Origin of the sequence: Paenibacillus gansuensis, from assembly GCF_042684925.1 — a bacterium.
GTDB lineage: Bacteria > Bacillota > Bacilli > Paenibacillales > DY6 > Paenibacillus_N > Paenibacillus_N gansuensis.
In genome coordinates this window covers 468,278-482,511 of record NZ_JBHUME010000002.1, presented here as the reverse complement: position 1 = coordinate 482,511, position 14,234 = coordinate 468,278, and the positions used below count along the sequence as shown (strand labels likewise).

The 14,234-nt window shown below is 50.9% G+C and carries 15 protein-coding genes; 11 read left to right on the top strand and 4 right to left on the bottom strand.

All coding sequences use genetic code 11. The features are described 5' to 3' along the window. Positions 1 to 300: 300 nt before the first annotated feature. The 3 genes from ACFSUF_RS02360 to ACFSUF_RS02350 all read left to right on the top strand — a co-directional run bounded on the left by ACFSUF_RS02360 (position 301) and on the right by ACFSUF_RS02350 (position 3,160). A complete protein-coding gene (locus tag ACFSUF_RS02360) occupies positions 301 to 1,680 on the top strand; it encodes a DEAD/DEAH box helicase (protein ID WP_377599715.1) in 1,380 nt (459 codons plus the stop codon). A gap of 117 nt (positions 1,681 to 1,797) precedes the next feature. Then, complete coding sequence (locus ACFSUF_RS02355) at positions 1,798 to 1,926, top strand: S-layer homology domain-containing protein (protein WP_377599713.1); 129 nt, start codon at positions 1,798 to 1,800, stop codon at positions 1,924 to 1,926. A gap of 340 nt (positions 1,927 to 2,266) precedes the next feature. Beyond that, positions 2,267 to 3,160: a DUF2935 domain-containing protein gene (locus ACFSUF_RS02350; protein WP_377599711.1), complete on the top strand. Its 894-nt coding sequence runs from the start codon at positions 2,267 to 2,269 to the stop codon at positions 3,158 to 3,160. A gap of 5 nt (positions 3,161 to 3,165) precedes the next feature. On the opposite strand, the gene ACFSUF_RS02345 is transcribed toward ACFSUF_RS02350, so the two are convergent. From ACFSUF_RS02345 to ACFSUF_RS02335, 3 genes are read right to left on the bottom strand one after another with little or no spacing between them, the layout of a single operon-like run. Beyond that, positions 3,166 to 4,266 (bottom strand): Ger(x)C family spore germination protein, encoded by a 1,101-nt coding sequence (locus ACFSUF_RS02345; protein WP_377599709.1) that lies wholly within the window; start codon positions 4,264 to 4,266, stop codon positions 3,166 to 3,168. Further along, entirely contained in the window at positions 4,263 to 5,363 is a 1,101-nt protein-coding gene (locus tag ACFSUF_RS02340) for a GerAB/ArcD/ProY family transporter (protein ID WP_377599707.1), read from the bottom strand. The genes ACFSUF_RS02345 and ACFSUF_RS02340 overlap by 4 nt, the downstream gene beginning before the upstream one ends. A 16-nt stretch (positions 5,364 to 5,379) precedes the next feature. Then, complete coding sequence (locus ACFSUF_RS02335) at positions 5,380 to 6,828, bottom strand: spore germination protein (protein ID WP_377599705.1); 1,449 nt, start codon at positions 6,826 to 6,828, stop codon at positions 5,380 to 5,382. Positions 6,829 to 7,023: 195 nt separating this feature from the next. Between ACFSUF_RS02335 and ACFSUF_RS02330 the strand changes: the two genes are divergently transcribed. The 8 genes from ACFSUF_RS02330 (at position 7,024) to ACFSUF_RS02295 (ending at position 13,262) form a co-directional block, all read left to right on the top strand. Continuing rightward, positions 7,024 to 7,194: a DUF3934 family protein gene (locus ACFSUF_RS02330; RefSeq protein ID WP_377599703.1), complete on the top strand. Its 171-nt coding sequence runs from the start codon at positions 7,024 to 7,026 to the stop codon at positions 7,192 to 7,194. Between the two features lie 24 nt (positions 7,195 to 7,218). Continuing rightward, the gene (locus ACFSUF_RS02325; RefSeq protein ID WP_377599701.1) at positions 7,219 to 7,671 is read left to right on the top strand and encodes a HEAT repeat domain-containing protein; all 453 of its coding nucleotides are present in this window, start codon (positions 7,219 to 7,221) and stop codon (positions 7,669 to 7,671) included. A 114-nt stretch (positions 7,672 to 7,785) separates the two neighbouring features. After that, positions 7,786 to 8,154 (top strand): hypothetical protein, encoded by a 369-nt coding sequence (locus ACFSUF_RS02320; protein WP_377599699.1) that lies wholly within the window; start codon positions 7,786 to 7,788, stop codon positions 8,152 to 8,154. 181 nt (positions 8,155 to 8,335) lie between these two features. Continuing rightward, on the top strand, positions 8,336 to 9,421 hold the full coding sequence (locus ACFSUF_RS02315) for a fatty acid desaturase (RefSeq protein WP_377599697.1): 1,086 nt from the start codon (positions 8,336 to 8,338) through the stop codon (positions 9,419 to 9,421). 64 nt (positions 9,422 to 9,485) lie between these two features. Beyond that, the gene (locus tag ACFSUF_RS02310; protein WP_377599695.1) at positions 9,486 to 10,622 is read left to right on the top strand and encodes a sensor histidine kinase; all 1,137 of its coding nucleotides are present in this window, start codon (positions 9,486 to 9,488) and stop codon (positions 10,620 to 10,622) included. After that, entirely contained in the window at positions 10,619 to 11,218 is a 600-nt protein-coding gene (locus ACFSUF_RS02305) for a response regulator (RefSeq protein ID WP_377599693.1), read from the top strand. The genes ACFSUF_RS02310 and ACFSUF_RS02305 overlap by 4 nt, the downstream gene beginning before the upstream one ends. 380 nt (positions 11,219 to 11,598) lie before the next feature. Continuing rightward, positions 11,599 to 12,060, top strand: a complete 462-nt coding sequence (locus ACFSUF_RS02300; protein WP_377599691.1) for an acyl-CoA thioesterase — start codon at positions 11,599 to 11,601, stop codon at positions 12,058 to 12,060. Between the two features lie 80 nt (positions 12,061 to 12,140). After that, positions 12,141 to 13,262 carry a DUF3900 domain-containing protein gene (locus tag ACFSUF_RS02295; RefSeq protein WP_377599688.1) on the top strand — a complete coding sequence of 374 codons (1,122 nt, stop codon included), beginning with the start codon at positions 12,141 to 12,143 and terminating at the stop codon, positions 13,260 to 13,262. A gap of 74 nt (positions 13,263 to 13,336) precedes the next feature. On the opposite strand, the gene ACFSUF_RS02290 is transcribed toward ACFSUF_RS02295, so the two are convergent. Next, positions 13,337 to 14,185 (bottom strand): hypothetical protein, encoded by an 849-nt coding sequence (locus ACFSUF_RS02290; protein WP_377599687.1) that lies wholly within the window; start codon positions 14,183 to 14,185, stop codon positions 13,337 to 13,339. Between the last annotated feature and the right edge of the window lie 49 nt (positions 14,186 to 14,234).

Genomic DNA, 14,234 nt, shown 5'->3' with positions numbered 1-14,234 from the left:
GACCTGCAGGTTACAGCCCAAGGCTCCTTGGAGACGGCGGATAAGCTGGCAGCGGAAAGTAAAAAGTAAGAAACTCTCCCGGCAATTCAAGCCGGGAGAGTTTTTGGTTTCTGAAGCTTTACGGTGGTTTGTCCGGTCACTAGCAACCCTTTCAGGAAAACAGTCGATGTATCTTATTTCCCTCACAAATGGTATCCTTATGTGTTGCCTTGTCCAAGCTCTATTTAAGGCAGGCTTTATCATCCATGCACAACATGTACATTCACGAACGAAACTATATGCAGTTAAAAAGGAGAACCCATGACTTTTCAAGACTTACAATTGCTTTCCCCGATTCTCAAGGCGCTTGCCAAAGAGAACTATGTAACGCCGACGCCTATTCAGGAACAGGCCATTCCGGCCGTTCTGGAAGGGAGAGACCTGCTCGGCTGCGCCCAGACGGGAACCGGGAAAACTGCCGCGTTCTCGCTGCCGATGATTCAAAGGCTGATGCAGCAGAGCAGACCTCCCGGCCCGCGCCGCATCCGTTCCTTGATTCTGACACCGACTCGGGAGCTGGCTATACAAATATCGGATAATTTGAAGGCATACAGCCAATTTACAACGCTTCGCAGTACGGCGATTGTAGGAGGCGTTTCTCAAAAGGTTCAGGAACGCGCGCTGCAGCAAGGAGCGGATATCGTCATTGCCACGCCTGGCCGCCTGATGGATTTGATGAACCAGAAGCAGATCGACCTGCAGCATGTGGAAATTCTGGTGCTGGACGAAGCCGACCGGATGCTGGATATGGGATTCATCAACGATGTGAAGAAGATTATTTCCCGCATGCCTGCCAAAAAACAGACGCTGTTTTTCTCGGCAACGATGCCGCCGGAAATTTTGAAGCTGGTGAAGACGCTGCTCGTCGACCCCGTCAAAGTGGAGATTACGCCGGTTTCGTCGACAGTAGACCGCATTAAGCAGTCGGTTTATTTAGTGGAAAAGGCGAATAAGCAGAAGCTGTTGAACTACCTTTTGGAGGACAAAAGCATTGTATCGGCACTTGTTTTTACCCGCACGAAGCACGGAGCAGACCGGGTAGTACGTGACCTTGCCAAAGCGAAGGTGGCGGCTCAAGCGATACACGGCAATAAGTCGCAAAATGCGCGCCAGCTGGCTTTGAACAATTTCAAAAGCGGGGCCACCCGCGTGCTCGTTGCCACGGATATCGCCGCCAGAGGGATTGATATCGAGGAATTGTCCCATGTCATCAACTTCAACCTGCCGAATATCCCGGAGACATATGTGCACCGGATCGGCCGGACCGGTCGGGCGGGCCAAAGCGGCATTGCCATTTCCTTCTGTGAAGAGGAAGAGCTGCCGTATCTGAAGGACATCGAGAAAGTCATCCGCAAAACGGTGCCGCAGGTGAAGGAGCATCCGTTCCCGATGATGCTGGCCGCCCAGCCTGCAGGTAAGCAAGGCTCCGCCGTCGGCAAACGGCCGTCCGCTTCCGTACAGACCGAAGCGAGACCTGCCAAGGCTAACGGTAGTAACGGGGGGCAAAGGCAGGGTCAGGGCCGTAGCCAAGGTGCGGGTCGCAGCGAGGGTCATAGCCGAGGCCGGAGTGAGAAGCAGAACCCGTCGCGCAAGCCTAAATCGGAGTGGTTTCAGCAAGGACGGAAACCGCAGTCTAAATAAATCAGGAAGCTGCTCTTTGGAGCGGTTTTCTTTTTTTACTTAAATACGTCGTCGTATGAAGCTGCGGCGGTACCGTTCGCGGATAAGGAAGCTGTTTCCTCCTATGCGCTGCAAGCGGTGCAGGCTGTACAGCAAGCCGGAATCATTACCGGCAAACCGAAACACCGATTTGCTCCAAAGGATAAGGCAACCCGCCTGCAAGCGGCGAGGATGCTGGCCATGCTGCTGCAGATCGGTACTCGATAAGAAGTTAGAAACGTACATGTGACCCCCGCAGGATGGCGGGGGTCTTTAGCATCGTCCTAGTCGCACAGTAAATTTCATGACTCGAGTGACTTATATGGTAACGAATTTCCCTATTCTGCTGTCTAACTACCTTATTTTCGCGAAAATGCCGAGGTTCTCTTAAGCAAAGACATTAAATTACCAAATCCTGTTGTCATAGACGCTTATTATGGCAATTTAGTGTCGATTAATTGATGAGAGTGCCAACATTACTGTATTTATGGTAATCGCACAACAGGATAAAGAAATTGGTTACCATAAGTGACTAAGGACCGCTGCACCAGAGAAATAAGGTCAATCTTTGTCCCTTCCCGCATATACATTCATAGGTGAATTTTTACTTGGAAAGGCGGGGACAACCATTAACGGAGCGGCAAGCTACATAAACCCATGGGAAGAGCACCGGTTTTGGCTGGAAATTCTTGAGGATCATGCCATATTCGTATTTGACCAATTATCGCCGGCGGAAACATCGTACGTGCAAACGGCTGAGCAGTACATCATGGCGTTCCGGAATCTGCGAAGCAGGCTGAATACGATAGATCCGGCCAGTAAGGAGGACAATCCCGGGCTTGTCGAACTGGCGAAGGAAGCTTACCCGGTTGCGCTGGGCTATTTCCGGTTTGAGGGAGATCTGCAGAGGCTGCGGATTTTGGACCAGGTCAATATTAACCTGACCCCGACTTATTTTAACGGCACATTGAATGAAAACCAGGAATATCTGAGACTGCTCACCTACTACATGGAAGGGCTCCAACCCGAACAACTGCCGTTGAACGGCCTGCTGGATTTATGGCTGGAGGACCAAGTCGGGCATGCCGTGCTGCTGCGCAATGTGCTGGACCCGATCGAGCTGGGGCTGACGGAACAGGCTAATAATTACTCCCGGATTTTTCAGGCGCACCTGCTCAAGAATGATGCCTTTAAAGGATATCTTCGCTTTATCCAGCCGGGCTTTGAAGCGGAAAAACAGCTTGCTGTCGAAACGGCCGTCACGGTTGTTGAGTTTTATGAATTTGTCGTGAGAGTCATCCGGCTATACCGTGGTACCCGTGTCCTGTCCCGGACGACGCTGCGCTTTCTCGAACACCACTTGCCCGAATCGTGTTATTTCCTGAAGAAGCTCAGTGCCTTTGACGATTCCATCCAAACGATACCGGACTGCAGCCTTCATAAGCCGTCTTTTCCACATTAGGAGGGTTATTTCACAACACCGACCCGTTTGATAACCACGTCGGGGTCCACGGTGACTTCCGCACGGGAGAATGCCTCGCCCCAATTGTTCTTGTCTTTTAACCATTGCTGATATAGATGCGCTCTTGCATACAGGCCGAACCCGAACGGGTCGGTCTGTTGCTGTTGTGCTTTCCCGATGACGTCAGTCATTTCTGTCTTCAGCTTCTGATTGAGCTGATTCTGAAGCCAGTCGAGGTTTTTGTTAGCCTCCATGGTTCCGATTACTTCAGTCACTTCGCCCCGAATGGCTACTTTCACCCGATAACGGTAGGTTCCCTGCCGATAGGATACGGAGACTTTGGCATCGGCTCTTTTAATATCCATGCTAATCGGAAGCGATTCTTTCTTATGAGGAATTGCCGTACTGTAGTTTCCCGGCGGCCTAAGCTTGTTTTGTAAGAGGCGGAGCAGAAAGGATTCCTTCAAATTCAGGCTGGCTGCGTACTTTCCATCCTTGTCGAGTAAGGTGGTCCCCTTCAGAGTGATTGTATCCTGACGGGGAATGATTTGGGAAATGGATGGGGTAATCCCTTTCTCGTAATGAAAAAAGTGGAATTTCTGAAGCGTCGTCCTTACCGTATAATTTTCTGTATAGCCCGTATCGATTAATTTGCGCATAAATTCCGTTACAAGCGGATTTTGCGGCAATTTCATCTTCATGAGGTCTGAAATCTTACAGTCGCATGAGATGACAAGAGCTTCATTGGATATTTTGGCGTCGCGGTATAAAACATCCAAATAGGGATAGACATCTTCAATTTTAAGGAGACGGTTGCTTACAACGACAATTTGCAGCTTGCCTGCACCCAAAATACCTGAGCTCATCGAGCTTAGCTTGGACCGGTTTCCCCGGATGGACCTCCCTGTTGTAGGGATGAGAACTTCGGCGGCTTCCTCTTGTTTATTGAAATCCAGAATTTTTGTTTCAACGCTCAGCTGACCTTTTTTGACTTCATCCAACCCGATTGTCATGATGAGCGAAAGCTCCTCCAGCTCAATCCGGTCCGCGCACCCATTGAGCAGAGTTAATGCAAAAATTGTTAGAAGAATTTTGCTCCAGTTCATCCGGCGGGCTCCTTTCGGGCTCTCTTGAACAGAACGGCAAACAGCCATATAAGTATAGGAAATGCGTATGCCATCCCCATCCCCACCCAATTTTGAATGCTGCCCAGACGGCTGATGATCTGTTCATCGGGTTCATACGACAAGGAGAGAATGATCAGCAGAATAACTGCGGCAAAGAGCGGCCATTTATGGTCGCGGAGCTTGAGCAGGCTGGAACAGCCGGCAGCGGAGTAATACAGATACGGAATAATGGTTTGTGCGACAATCGTCAGGTAGAACGCTAGGAATACAATCTCGAACCTTTCTATAAAAGGGAGCGTAATGGCTTTAAGAAGCTGAAGCGTAGGCCAAAAATAATCCTGTATTTCATTCTCGTTAAAGCAAAGAAAGGAGATGATGACCACGAAAAGATAAAGAACAGCAGCCATCGATACAGCTAACGTTACCCCTTTCAACGCTTTGGAGCGGTCTTTCAAGTAAGGCTGCAGGAAATAGGCACCTTCAAATCCCAACAACGGTGCCAGTGTATAAGGGACAGCTTTCAAAACGTTTCCGATTCCCTCCTTGCCGATAGGCAGAATGTTCAGTACATTCGCGTCCCGCAGAGAAAAGAACAGAAGAGGAGGCATCCATAACGTTGAGATATAGACGAATTCGGCAAAGCGGGTCTGAACTTGCAGCCTCTGTTTCGCAATCAGATAAATGGGCAGAAGATAAGTGATCACCAGAACGACGAAATGTGTATTGCGCAGGATCCATACCTGGATGATATACACCATCGTAAACAGTACGACACCTGCAGAAAACAAGCTGTATACTACCCATAGGAGCGTAAGGGCGGACCCCGCCACCTTTCCGAACAGTTTCGGCAGAATTTCGTAAAGGGTGTGTCCGGGGAATCTTCGCAGCAAGCCGATAATGAAAATACCGATCAGCAAGGTCACCCCCCAGCTGATCAGAATGGAGATCCAGCCGTCCGTGCTTGCTTCTTCTGCTACAATCCGCGGCAAGGTAAGCACCCCTATGCCGATCTGGGTCTTATAGATGTAGAATACAAATTGCTTGAATGTAATCTGTTCTTTTTTGGGTATCTGCATAAGGGCACCTCCCCGATTATTTCTTCTTGCGGGTATTATGCGGGTTCGCCGCACTTACCCGGTTCTTGATAAAAGGCAGCGGTGCCCGGAACAAAGTGACTTTCCAGTCACGAAGCCGAAGGGGCATGACCGGCGTGGTGTAAGGCATCTTCAGTGAAGTAAGGCTGATGATGTGGGCCACCAGGATCATAATGCCGATGACGATGCCTACTAAACCCATCACATAAGCAGCGAGCATGAAGGGGAAGCGGATCATCCGGACGGCTGCGGCCATGTCCTGGTTGGGCTGAAGGAAGGAGGCGATGGCGGTCAACGCTACAACGATAACCATGATATTGCTGACAAGCCCTGCCTGAACGGCGGCCTGTCCGATAACAATACCGCCTACTATGCCGACGGATTGTCCGATTTTGTTAGGCAGCCGGAGTCCCGCCTCCCGCAGCATTTCCAGAAACAATTCCATGAACATCGCTTCGACAATCGGGGGAATCGGTACCCGTTCCAGGGAACTACCAATCGATTGCACCAGGTCAATAGGAATAATCTCATAATGAAACGAGACCATGGCTATATAGATGGAAGGCAGAAAGATCGAAATAAGCAGTCCAATAATACGAAGCAGCCGCAAAAAAGATACGATTGGCCAACGGATGTTAATATCGTCCACGGAGCTGAAAAATGATAAGAACGACATGGGCCCCATTAATACGTAGGAAGACCGGTCCAGAATGACCGCAATCCTGCCTTGAAGCAGATTGGAGGCAACCAGGTCGGGACGTTCGGTAATCAGAAATTGAGGAAAGATGGAATAGTTGTTATCCTCGATGTACTCCACCAATTCACCTGTGTTAATGATGGAATCCACCTTGATTTGCTTGATACGGCTCTTCATCTCCTCGACGGCATCCTTATCGGCAATGTCGTCGATATAGGCCAGGGTAACTTTCGTCTGGCTTCGTTCCCCGACGTTCATTTCATCCATTCGCATCCGGGAGTCTGGAATGAGTTTGCGGATGAGCGCGATGTTGGTGTCTCCCGACTCGATGAAGCCGATCCGGCTTCCGCGCAAAGTAACTTCGGATTCCGGCTCCACTAAAGCGCGTTTCGGCCAGGAGGAAAAATTGCATAAATAGGCGCCCTGATCGCCTTGTATGAATAAAGCGGATTGTCCCTCCAGCAAGCCGGTGCTGATGCTGTCCCAGTCAAAAACCCGATTCGTCTGATGATAGGCAAGCACGGAGCGCAGCTGCCGGGTATCGTCCGAGCGCAGCTGCAGGTCGCGCACGAAATTTTGGAGCAGGTTCAGATCCGTTGTCCCCCGTAAGTACGCGATAAAAGCCTGGGTTCCGGTCTGGCTCATGAAGAAATAGTGGACCACTAAGTCCGGCGCCTTAAATAAGAGCCGGACAAGAGTTTCTTCATTTGTCTTCAAATCTGCGGATAATTTCCGGGTACCTGCGTCCATAGAAGACAGCTCCTTGTGTAAATATTCCAACTTAGTTTGCGTCACCTTTGCCAATCCTATCCACAGGAAACCTTTCTACATCCGTCAGGCTATGGTACACTGTATGGTACACATGAAAATACAGGAATTGTGGCATCCTTAACAGAAACTGGACAGCCTTCGGCTGATGGTCCAGGAACCCTACGGAGTGATCATATGACGAAAGCCAAAGGCGGGACCGGCCGGGGTACGGGCAAGAAGGGCTGGAACCGGTGGCAGGCGTCCGCCAATAAGACGGCGCCGAAGCCTTACAAGAGCAAAGGCGTCAAGCATGCCGCCAAGATTGCGGCCAGTAAAGCGGAGAAATCAGAGCATACCGACAATTGAACGATATAAGGAGAATGAATAGTTTTGGCACATACAGAAATGAAGAACGAGTTACCCGAGCATTATGAACAGTTGAAGAAGAACGCAAACCGTATGTCGAGCTGGAGAGACCGTCTGGCGGCTGTGGAAGAGCTGGGACAGTATAACCACCCGAAGACCGTAGACGTCCTGACGAACCGGCTTGCCAATGATCCCGTGTTTACCGTGCAGCAGGCGGCTTACCGCAAGCTGAAGGACTTGGGACAGCAGGTTGGGCAGCCCGTGCGGAAGCAAGGAGATCTGCTGCCCGGCGGCGTAACGAAGACGCTGGTACGGATTAAGAAAAGTTTGCCTCACGGCCATACTTATGAAGAGTTCAAGGACAAGCTCCGCAAAATGCGGATTGACTTGTACGACACCTACGAAGGCGACAAAGGCGACGAGTTCGAGAGCTGGCTTGAAGAGAAATGGGCTTCCCTGACCTGGGGCCGAAAGTAACAACCGAACCGGTGCGGCAGCGCCGGTTTTTTTCTGTAAATAGACTTCTTTTTCCCTATTCCCGCATAAAATCAACCATAAGCCAACATAAACCCAGGAAGGGTGGGCGACGGGATGAACCTGATTAAGAAAGTGAAGCAGGGTGCGACGGATGCAGCCAAGCTGGCTCAGAATAAAATCGAGATGACCAAGATCAAGTCGCAAATTGCATCCAAGGAAAAAGAAATCGAACACCATCAAGCTCTGATCGGCGAGGCTGTGTTTCTTGCGTACCAGGCGGGAGAGCCGATCCATACGAAACCCTCCGTAATTGACCACTGCAAAGTGATTGCGCAGCTGCAAAACCAGGTTCAGGCGCTGGAACAGCAGGTGTTGAACCTGAAGAATGAGAAAGTATGCACCTGCGGCCACGTGATTCCTCAAGATGATTATTACTGCTCCAAATGCGGCAAAAAGTCGATAGCATTCAAAGAATTCCGCTGAGGCGGGGTTCTTTTTTCTTTTGCGTGACAGTTTTGGAGCAGGTTACATGACAAATATCATATCTTTCTCCATGACGTTTATGTCTTACGTATATTGCCGGGAATTGGCTATACTTTTACTAGGGGCATATAGCTTCGGCGCACCAATGCGAAGACATAAGCGTCACGAGGAGGAATTTTCGATGAGTCAATCCAATCAAAATCCCATAGTCCAACTAAAAAAGAACATGATTCCCTTTGAAAAAACTGACACCAAAGCAAGTATGAAGCAGATTTATAACACCTTAATTCCGCTGTTCGCCCTGTGGGCAGCCGCTTATTTCAGCCTCAGCGTATCGTACTGGCTGACGCTGCCGCTGGCCATGGCCGCATCGGGCTTCGTAGTCCGTGCGTTCATTATGTTCCATGACTGCTGTCATGGCTCCTTTCTGAAGAGCCGCCGCGGAATGGACATTCTAGGGACGATTCTCGGGATTCTTACACTAGTACCCTACCAGCAATGGAAACACAGCCACTCCGTCCATCATGCTACCAGCAGCAATTTGGACAAAAGAGGAGTAGGCGACTTGTGGATGCTTACAGTTGAAGAGTACAAGAAAGCTTCCTTCTGGACGAGGGTGTCCTATCACGCTTACCGTCACCCGTTCGTGATGTTCGTACTAGGGCCGCTCTTTGTATTCGGCGTTCAATACCGTTTCAACCGTAAAGATGCGCGTCGAAAGGAAGTCATCAATACGTATGTGACTAATGCGGGGATTGCAGGCTTATATGCCCTTCTGATTTGGCTGATCGGCTGGCAGGCATTCGTGCTGGTACAGGCGCCGGTGTTCTTTTTCTCCGGGCTGCTCGGCATCTGGCTGTTTTATGTGCAGCATACGTTTGAGGACTCTTATTTTGAGAACGAGGAAGACTGGAGTTACGTGAAGGCCGCAGTGGAAGGAAGCTCGTACTATCAGCTCCCGAAAGTGCTGCAGTGGATTACAGGGAACATCGGATACCACCATGTGCATCATTTGAGCCCGAAAGTGCCGAATTATCATTTGGAAAAAGCGCACAACGCCACTCCGCCGTTGCAAAAAGCTACGACCATTACCTTGCGTACCAGTTTGAAGTCTCTGCAATTCCATCTGTATGACGAAGCGCGGCAGACGTTTATCAGCTTTAAACAGATGAAGCGCAGGATGGCTGGAGGCTCTGCTTCTGAACCGGTCCTGAAAGCTGCAGCTGTGCCATCCGAAATGGTGAAAAGGAGCAAGACTGCCGGATAATGCGTAATCACAGGTCTTGTGCATAAAGGGAGAATAAGCGAAAATAGAGGCAGGAGGGATGCCCGTGCAGAAGTGGTACCAGATATTCCAGAGAAATACAGGACTAAGCCCTTACGTATGGGTGGTCTTCTACATCCTTCCCTTCTATTTCATCTTCCGGTCGTCATCAACCTACCAAATGGTGTTCGGCATTATCATGATACTAGGTTTCTTCGTATGCTACGTGCTGTCCTTTCTGTCGAAGGGATGGCTGTTGTATTTTTGGACGAGTGTGCAGATTCTGATATGTATAGCGATGACACTATGGTTCGGGTATGTGTACTTTGCGCTGTTTTTGGCTTTCTTCATTGGGAACATTCAGCACAGGGCCGGGTTTTTCGTGCTCTATACGATACATTTGATATCAACGGTCATCACGATCAACTACGGTTTTGTAACGCAAAATCAAGTGCTGATCACGCAGCTGCCTTTTGTGCTGGTGAGCCTGATTGCCGTGATCCTGCTGCCGGTAACGACTTACAACCGCAACAAGAGCGATAAGCTGCATGTTCAACTGGAGGATGCCAATAAGCGGATTTCCGAGCTGGTAAAGCTTGAAGAGCGGCAGAGAATTGCAAGGGACCTGCATGATACGCTCGGTCAGAAGTTATCGTTGATCGGACTTAAAAGCGACCTCGCCGGCAAACTGATCCGCAAAAATCCGAATCAGGCGCTGACCGAGATTACGGATGTGCGCCAAACAGCCAGAGCGGCGCTCAAGGAAGTGCGTGAGCTGGTAACGCAGATGCGCGGAACCAGGGTGGAGGACGAGATTTTCAGGTTAAAGCAAATTCTGAAAGCGGCGGAAATCGGATTTGCGCTGGAGGGCGACCCGGTGCTGACCAATACTTCGTTAATGAACGAAAATGTAGTCAGCATGTGCCTGAAAGAAGCAGTGACGAACATCGTGCGGCACAGCCGGGCAACCGAATGTTCCATTGTCATCCGGCCTGCGCCGGCGGAACTGGTCGTCACGGTCCAGGACAATGGTATCGGGATGCCTGTATCCACGGCGATCCACAAGGGCAGCGGCCTGCGGGGGATGAAAGAACGGCTGGAGTTTGTCAACGGCTGTTTGGACATCCAATCGGGTGAAGGAACCCGGGTTACCATCAGAGTGCCGAACGTGACGGTACAGTATGCAAAGGAGGCGGAAGGATGATTCGAATCGTCATAGCAGAGGACCAGCGGATGCTGCTGGGCGCTCTCGCCTCGCTGCTGGATCTGGAAGAGGATATGCAGGTTGTCGGACGCGCAGGAAATGGGGCTGACGCGGTTAAGCTGGTGCTGGAGCACAAGCCGGATATCTGTGTGATGGACATTGAAATGCCCGTCATGACAGGTCTGGAAGCGGCGGAACAGCTGAAAGGTACCGGCTGTAAAATAATGATCTTGACAACCTTTGCCCGGTCCGGGTATTTCGAGCGGGCGATTAAAGCGGGTGCGCACGGATACTTGCTGAAAGACAGCCCTAGTGAGGAACTGGCCGATTCGATCCGCAGCATCGTAGGCGGACGCCGGATCTATACCTCGGAGCTTGTTGATGAAGCCTACGAAGAGGAAAGCCCGCTAACCGAACGGGAAAAGGAAGTACTCACCCTGATCGCGGACGGGAAGAATACCAAGGAGATTGCCGGCCAGCTGTTCATTACTACCGGTACGGTCCGTAACTATATCTCCGTGATCCTGGATAAGCTGAACGTCAGCAACCGGATAGAAGCGATCACCCGGTTTAAAGAAAAGGGCTGGTTTAAGTAAGGGCTGCGGAAGCGGCTCTTTTTTGTTTCTGCTGCAGGGAGGGAACAGTAGTTGTCCGTTTCGAGACTGTACAATGTTGTCGGGGGTCAGGGTTGTATTATGTACAACATTTGGAGCATTGTTGGGCATGAATTTGTGCAAATGTTGCAACTTGTACAACATATTCGGTGAAATCATGCTGCCCGTACGCAGATTTATTGTACTTTGTACAACATTTTGCTCAAAATGAACTCTTTGGTTGCGAAAATGTTGTACAAAGTACAACATGGTGCTGCTTTTAATAAAATCAAGCGCCAAAAGGAGTGACATTTGGTTGCCAAGTCAGCTGCTTAGTTCTACAATGAATCGTGGCAACCTTAATCACGAGAGGAGATACGCCCATGAGCAAGGCCGCGTTCGTCCAGCCTGATCCGCAGAGCTGGCTTGAGAAGTTTCATTTTTCTATTCCCATTAAAATCCGTTATTGTGAAACCGACATGCTCGGACATGTAAATAACGTCAGCTACTTCATGTACTTCGAGCAGGGCCGGATTGAATATTTTGAGAACCTGCGCTTATCGCAGGAGCTGTTCGGAGAAGACCGCGTATCCGTTGTAGCTGATTTGGAGTGCCAGTATCTGGCCCAGCTCTATTTGCGGGATCCGCTGCAGCTGCATGTCCGCGTCGCCAAAATCGGACGGTCTTCCCTGGATATCGAATATGCTGTCGTTGTAAACGGCGGGGTGAAAGCTGCAGGGCGCGGAGCTATCGTGCTGATCGACACCAAAACCGGAAAAAGCACGCCGATTCCAGATGAAATCAAGGCCGTCATTGCGGAATATGAAGGATTGCCGCAGGCATAGCTGAGCGAGCTTTACCTTCTCGGGACCGTCTATCCGGCGGTCTTTTTCTATTTCTAATTCGTTTCATTGGGGGAGGCACTATGAATTATACGGTACAGTATTTGTCGTTCTTCGTTATTCAAGCGGACGGCTCCGCAGCGGGCGGCAAAGATTATAAGCATTTTCGGACGCTGGACGAAGGGGATTATATGACCAGTGATATCCGGCAGTTTTTGGACGGGGAATTCGCCAGGATCAGCAAGCGCAAAGTCGACAAGAACCCGGATACGGAGAACGCGCCGACCAAGATCGGGCGCTTTATTGTTGAGCCGGGGCATGAATTGAGCAGCAATCCGAACTATAATCTGTTTCAAAGGCTCCGCCATGCGGACAGCGCGGAAGACTTTCAAGAGCAGTGCGACGATCTGGTCCGCGTATACATGGATACGAGCGCGGTACGCGGAGGCGCCCTGATTGTGGCCAGCGCACGGCTGCGGGAGTATTTTGACGAGCCTTTCATTTTTGTACTGAAATGCGACTTCGAACCGAAGGTGGTCCGGATTGCGGATGAGCGGAGCTTGATTGCCGCCGTGGATATGGCCATTACAGCGAAAAATATGAAGTCCATCCAATACCCGTTCCTGATTGAAGAGGGCATGATCGACGATTACGAGCTGAAAATCCATCAGGCCTCCCATGCGAGGTATTTTGAGGATTTCCTGAAGTTTGTCACGTACGAAAAGTCGATGCCTGAGATCGTGCACGAACAGGTTACAACGATGGTGAAGCAGTATATCGAAGAGAAATGGCAGGATGCCGGCGCGGACCACGAGGAGCGCGTGCAGGAGGAGCACAGCTTCGAGCTGTGGGCCCACAGCGACAAGCGCGAGCTGCAGGAGCGCTGGGAGCACGAGCATGTAGTGGAGGCCGCGGCGCAGCTAACCGTGCACAAAGAGGATCTCGAGCTGAAGTTCAAGCTCGATCACGTCGCTGTGCGCGGACTGCTGGCCGATTACGGCCAGCGCATCCACATCGCCGAAGAGAATGGACGATATGTCGTCCTGATCGAAGGCGATTTGTTCCAGTTCGACCGGGGCGTATCGCCGGTCGAACTGCTGAAGCCGGAGCGGCTGGATGATGTGATCCAGCGGATCCGGGAGAGGCCGGCGCCGGAGGAGACGGCGCCGTGGAGCGACGACTCGCCCCCGTGGGACGAGGAGTAGGGTTAGGGTCAGTGCAGTTTGGAGGCTGGTATTAGCGCGTTGCTTAGCTGCGGCTTAGCCTCCAGAGGGCGCAGCTAGCGGGCAAGCTGCTGCCGGACGCGCTGCACAATGGAAGCGATGGCCTGCTCCTGCTGCAGGATGGCTTCCTGCTTCGCCAGCATGATGCCTAGCAGACTATTCAGCGTGCGGAGGGCATGAAGCGTGCTGCTGAGGTTTTTGCTTTTGGCGCTGGCGTTCAAATATTTAGTCTGATCCGGTATCTGTTTGGACGTGCTGTTGATTACCGCGCGCTCTACGCCGATTTGCTTATAAGGGCCTTGAGTTTCCGCGATCATAGCCCGCAGGTGCTTGATTTTCTGATAAGCGGCAGCGCGGACATTTTTCAGGATCTCCTGTTTCGAGCGGATGTCCTGCTTCGCCTGGGCAACAGGCGCTTTCATCCGGTCCATGGCGGCTTTATGGTAGGCGGTTCGGTCTTTGTGCTTGTCAGCACGGGCCTGTTTCCACTGCTGGTATGATGCATAATAGGCATCGAGCAGTGGCTTAGCCTGAGCTTTTGCAGACGCAACTTGCGCTTCCCATTGAGTAATTAGAGGCGCGTCTACGGCACGAATTTCTTTGCGAAGGGCTGTCAGCGCCTGGCCGCTGTCCCTATGAAGCTGATAGTTGAACGATTCCAGTTCCGATTTTTGGGCGAGGAGAATTTCGGTCTCTCCGAAAAGTGTGCGCAGCTTTTCCGCATCGGCTGGAGCGGCGGAAGATATCATCTCGTTCAGTCGGGTCCGGGTTGTATCGCTGACTTGCACCCAGGCGGAAGCCTCAGCCGGGGAAAGCGGTAAAATTAAATCAGCAGCGGCAAGCAAAGACAATTGGAGCATCAGGATCAGTAGAAAACGCATAGGAAATCGATAGGCAATGAACATAAAAAAGAACCTCCTATACACCTTTTACGGCGCAAAAAAGCACCCGAAG

Bases quoted from the DNA above. Each gene is read 5' to 3' on its own strand.
- ACFSUF_RS02360 (WP_377599715.1), top strand. From the start codon at position 301: ATGACTTTTCAAGACTTACAATTGCTTTCCCCGATTCTCAAGGCGCTT.
- ACFSUF_RS02345 (WP_377599709.1), bottom strand. From the start codon at position 4,266: ATGAACTGGAGCAAAATTCTTCTAACAATTTTTGCATTAACTCTGCTC.
- ACFSUF_RS02340 (WP_377599707.1), bottom strand. From the start codon at position 5,363: ATGCAGATACCCAAAAAAGAACAGATTACATTCAAGCAATTTGTATTC.
- ACFSUF_RS02335 (WP_377599705.1), bottom strand. From the start codon at position 6,828: ATGGACGCAGGTACCCGGAAATTATCCGCAGATTTGAAGACAAATGAA.
- ACFSUF_RS02330 (WP_377599703.1), top strand. From the start codon at position 7,024: ATGACGAAAGCCAAAGGCGGGACCGGCCGGGGTACGGGCAAGAAGGGC.
- ACFSUF_RS02320 (WP_377599699.1), top strand. From the start codon at position 7,786: ATGAACCTGATTAAGAAAGTGAAGCAGGGTGCGACGGATGCAGCCAAG.
- ACFSUF_RS02315 (WP_377599697.1), top strand. From the start codon at position 8,336: ATGAGTCAATCCAATCAAAATCCCATAGTCCAACTAAAAAAGAACATG.
- ACFSUF_RS02305 (WP_377599693.1), top strand. From the start codon at position 10,619: ATGATTCGAATCGTCATAGCAGAGGACCAGCGGATGCTGCTGGGCGCT.
- ACFSUF_RS02300 (WP_377599691.1), top strand. From the start codon at position 11,599: ATGAGCAAGGCCGCGTTCGTCCAGCCTGATCCGCAGAGCTGGCTTGAG.
- ACFSUF_RS02295 (WP_377599688.1), top strand. From the start codon at position 12,141: ATGAATTATACGGTACAGTATTTGTCGTTCTTCGTTATTCAAGCGGAC.
- ACFSUF_RS02290 (WP_377599687.1), bottom strand. From the start codon at position 14,185: ATGTTCATTGCCTATCGATTTCCTATGCGTTTTCTACTGATCCTGATG.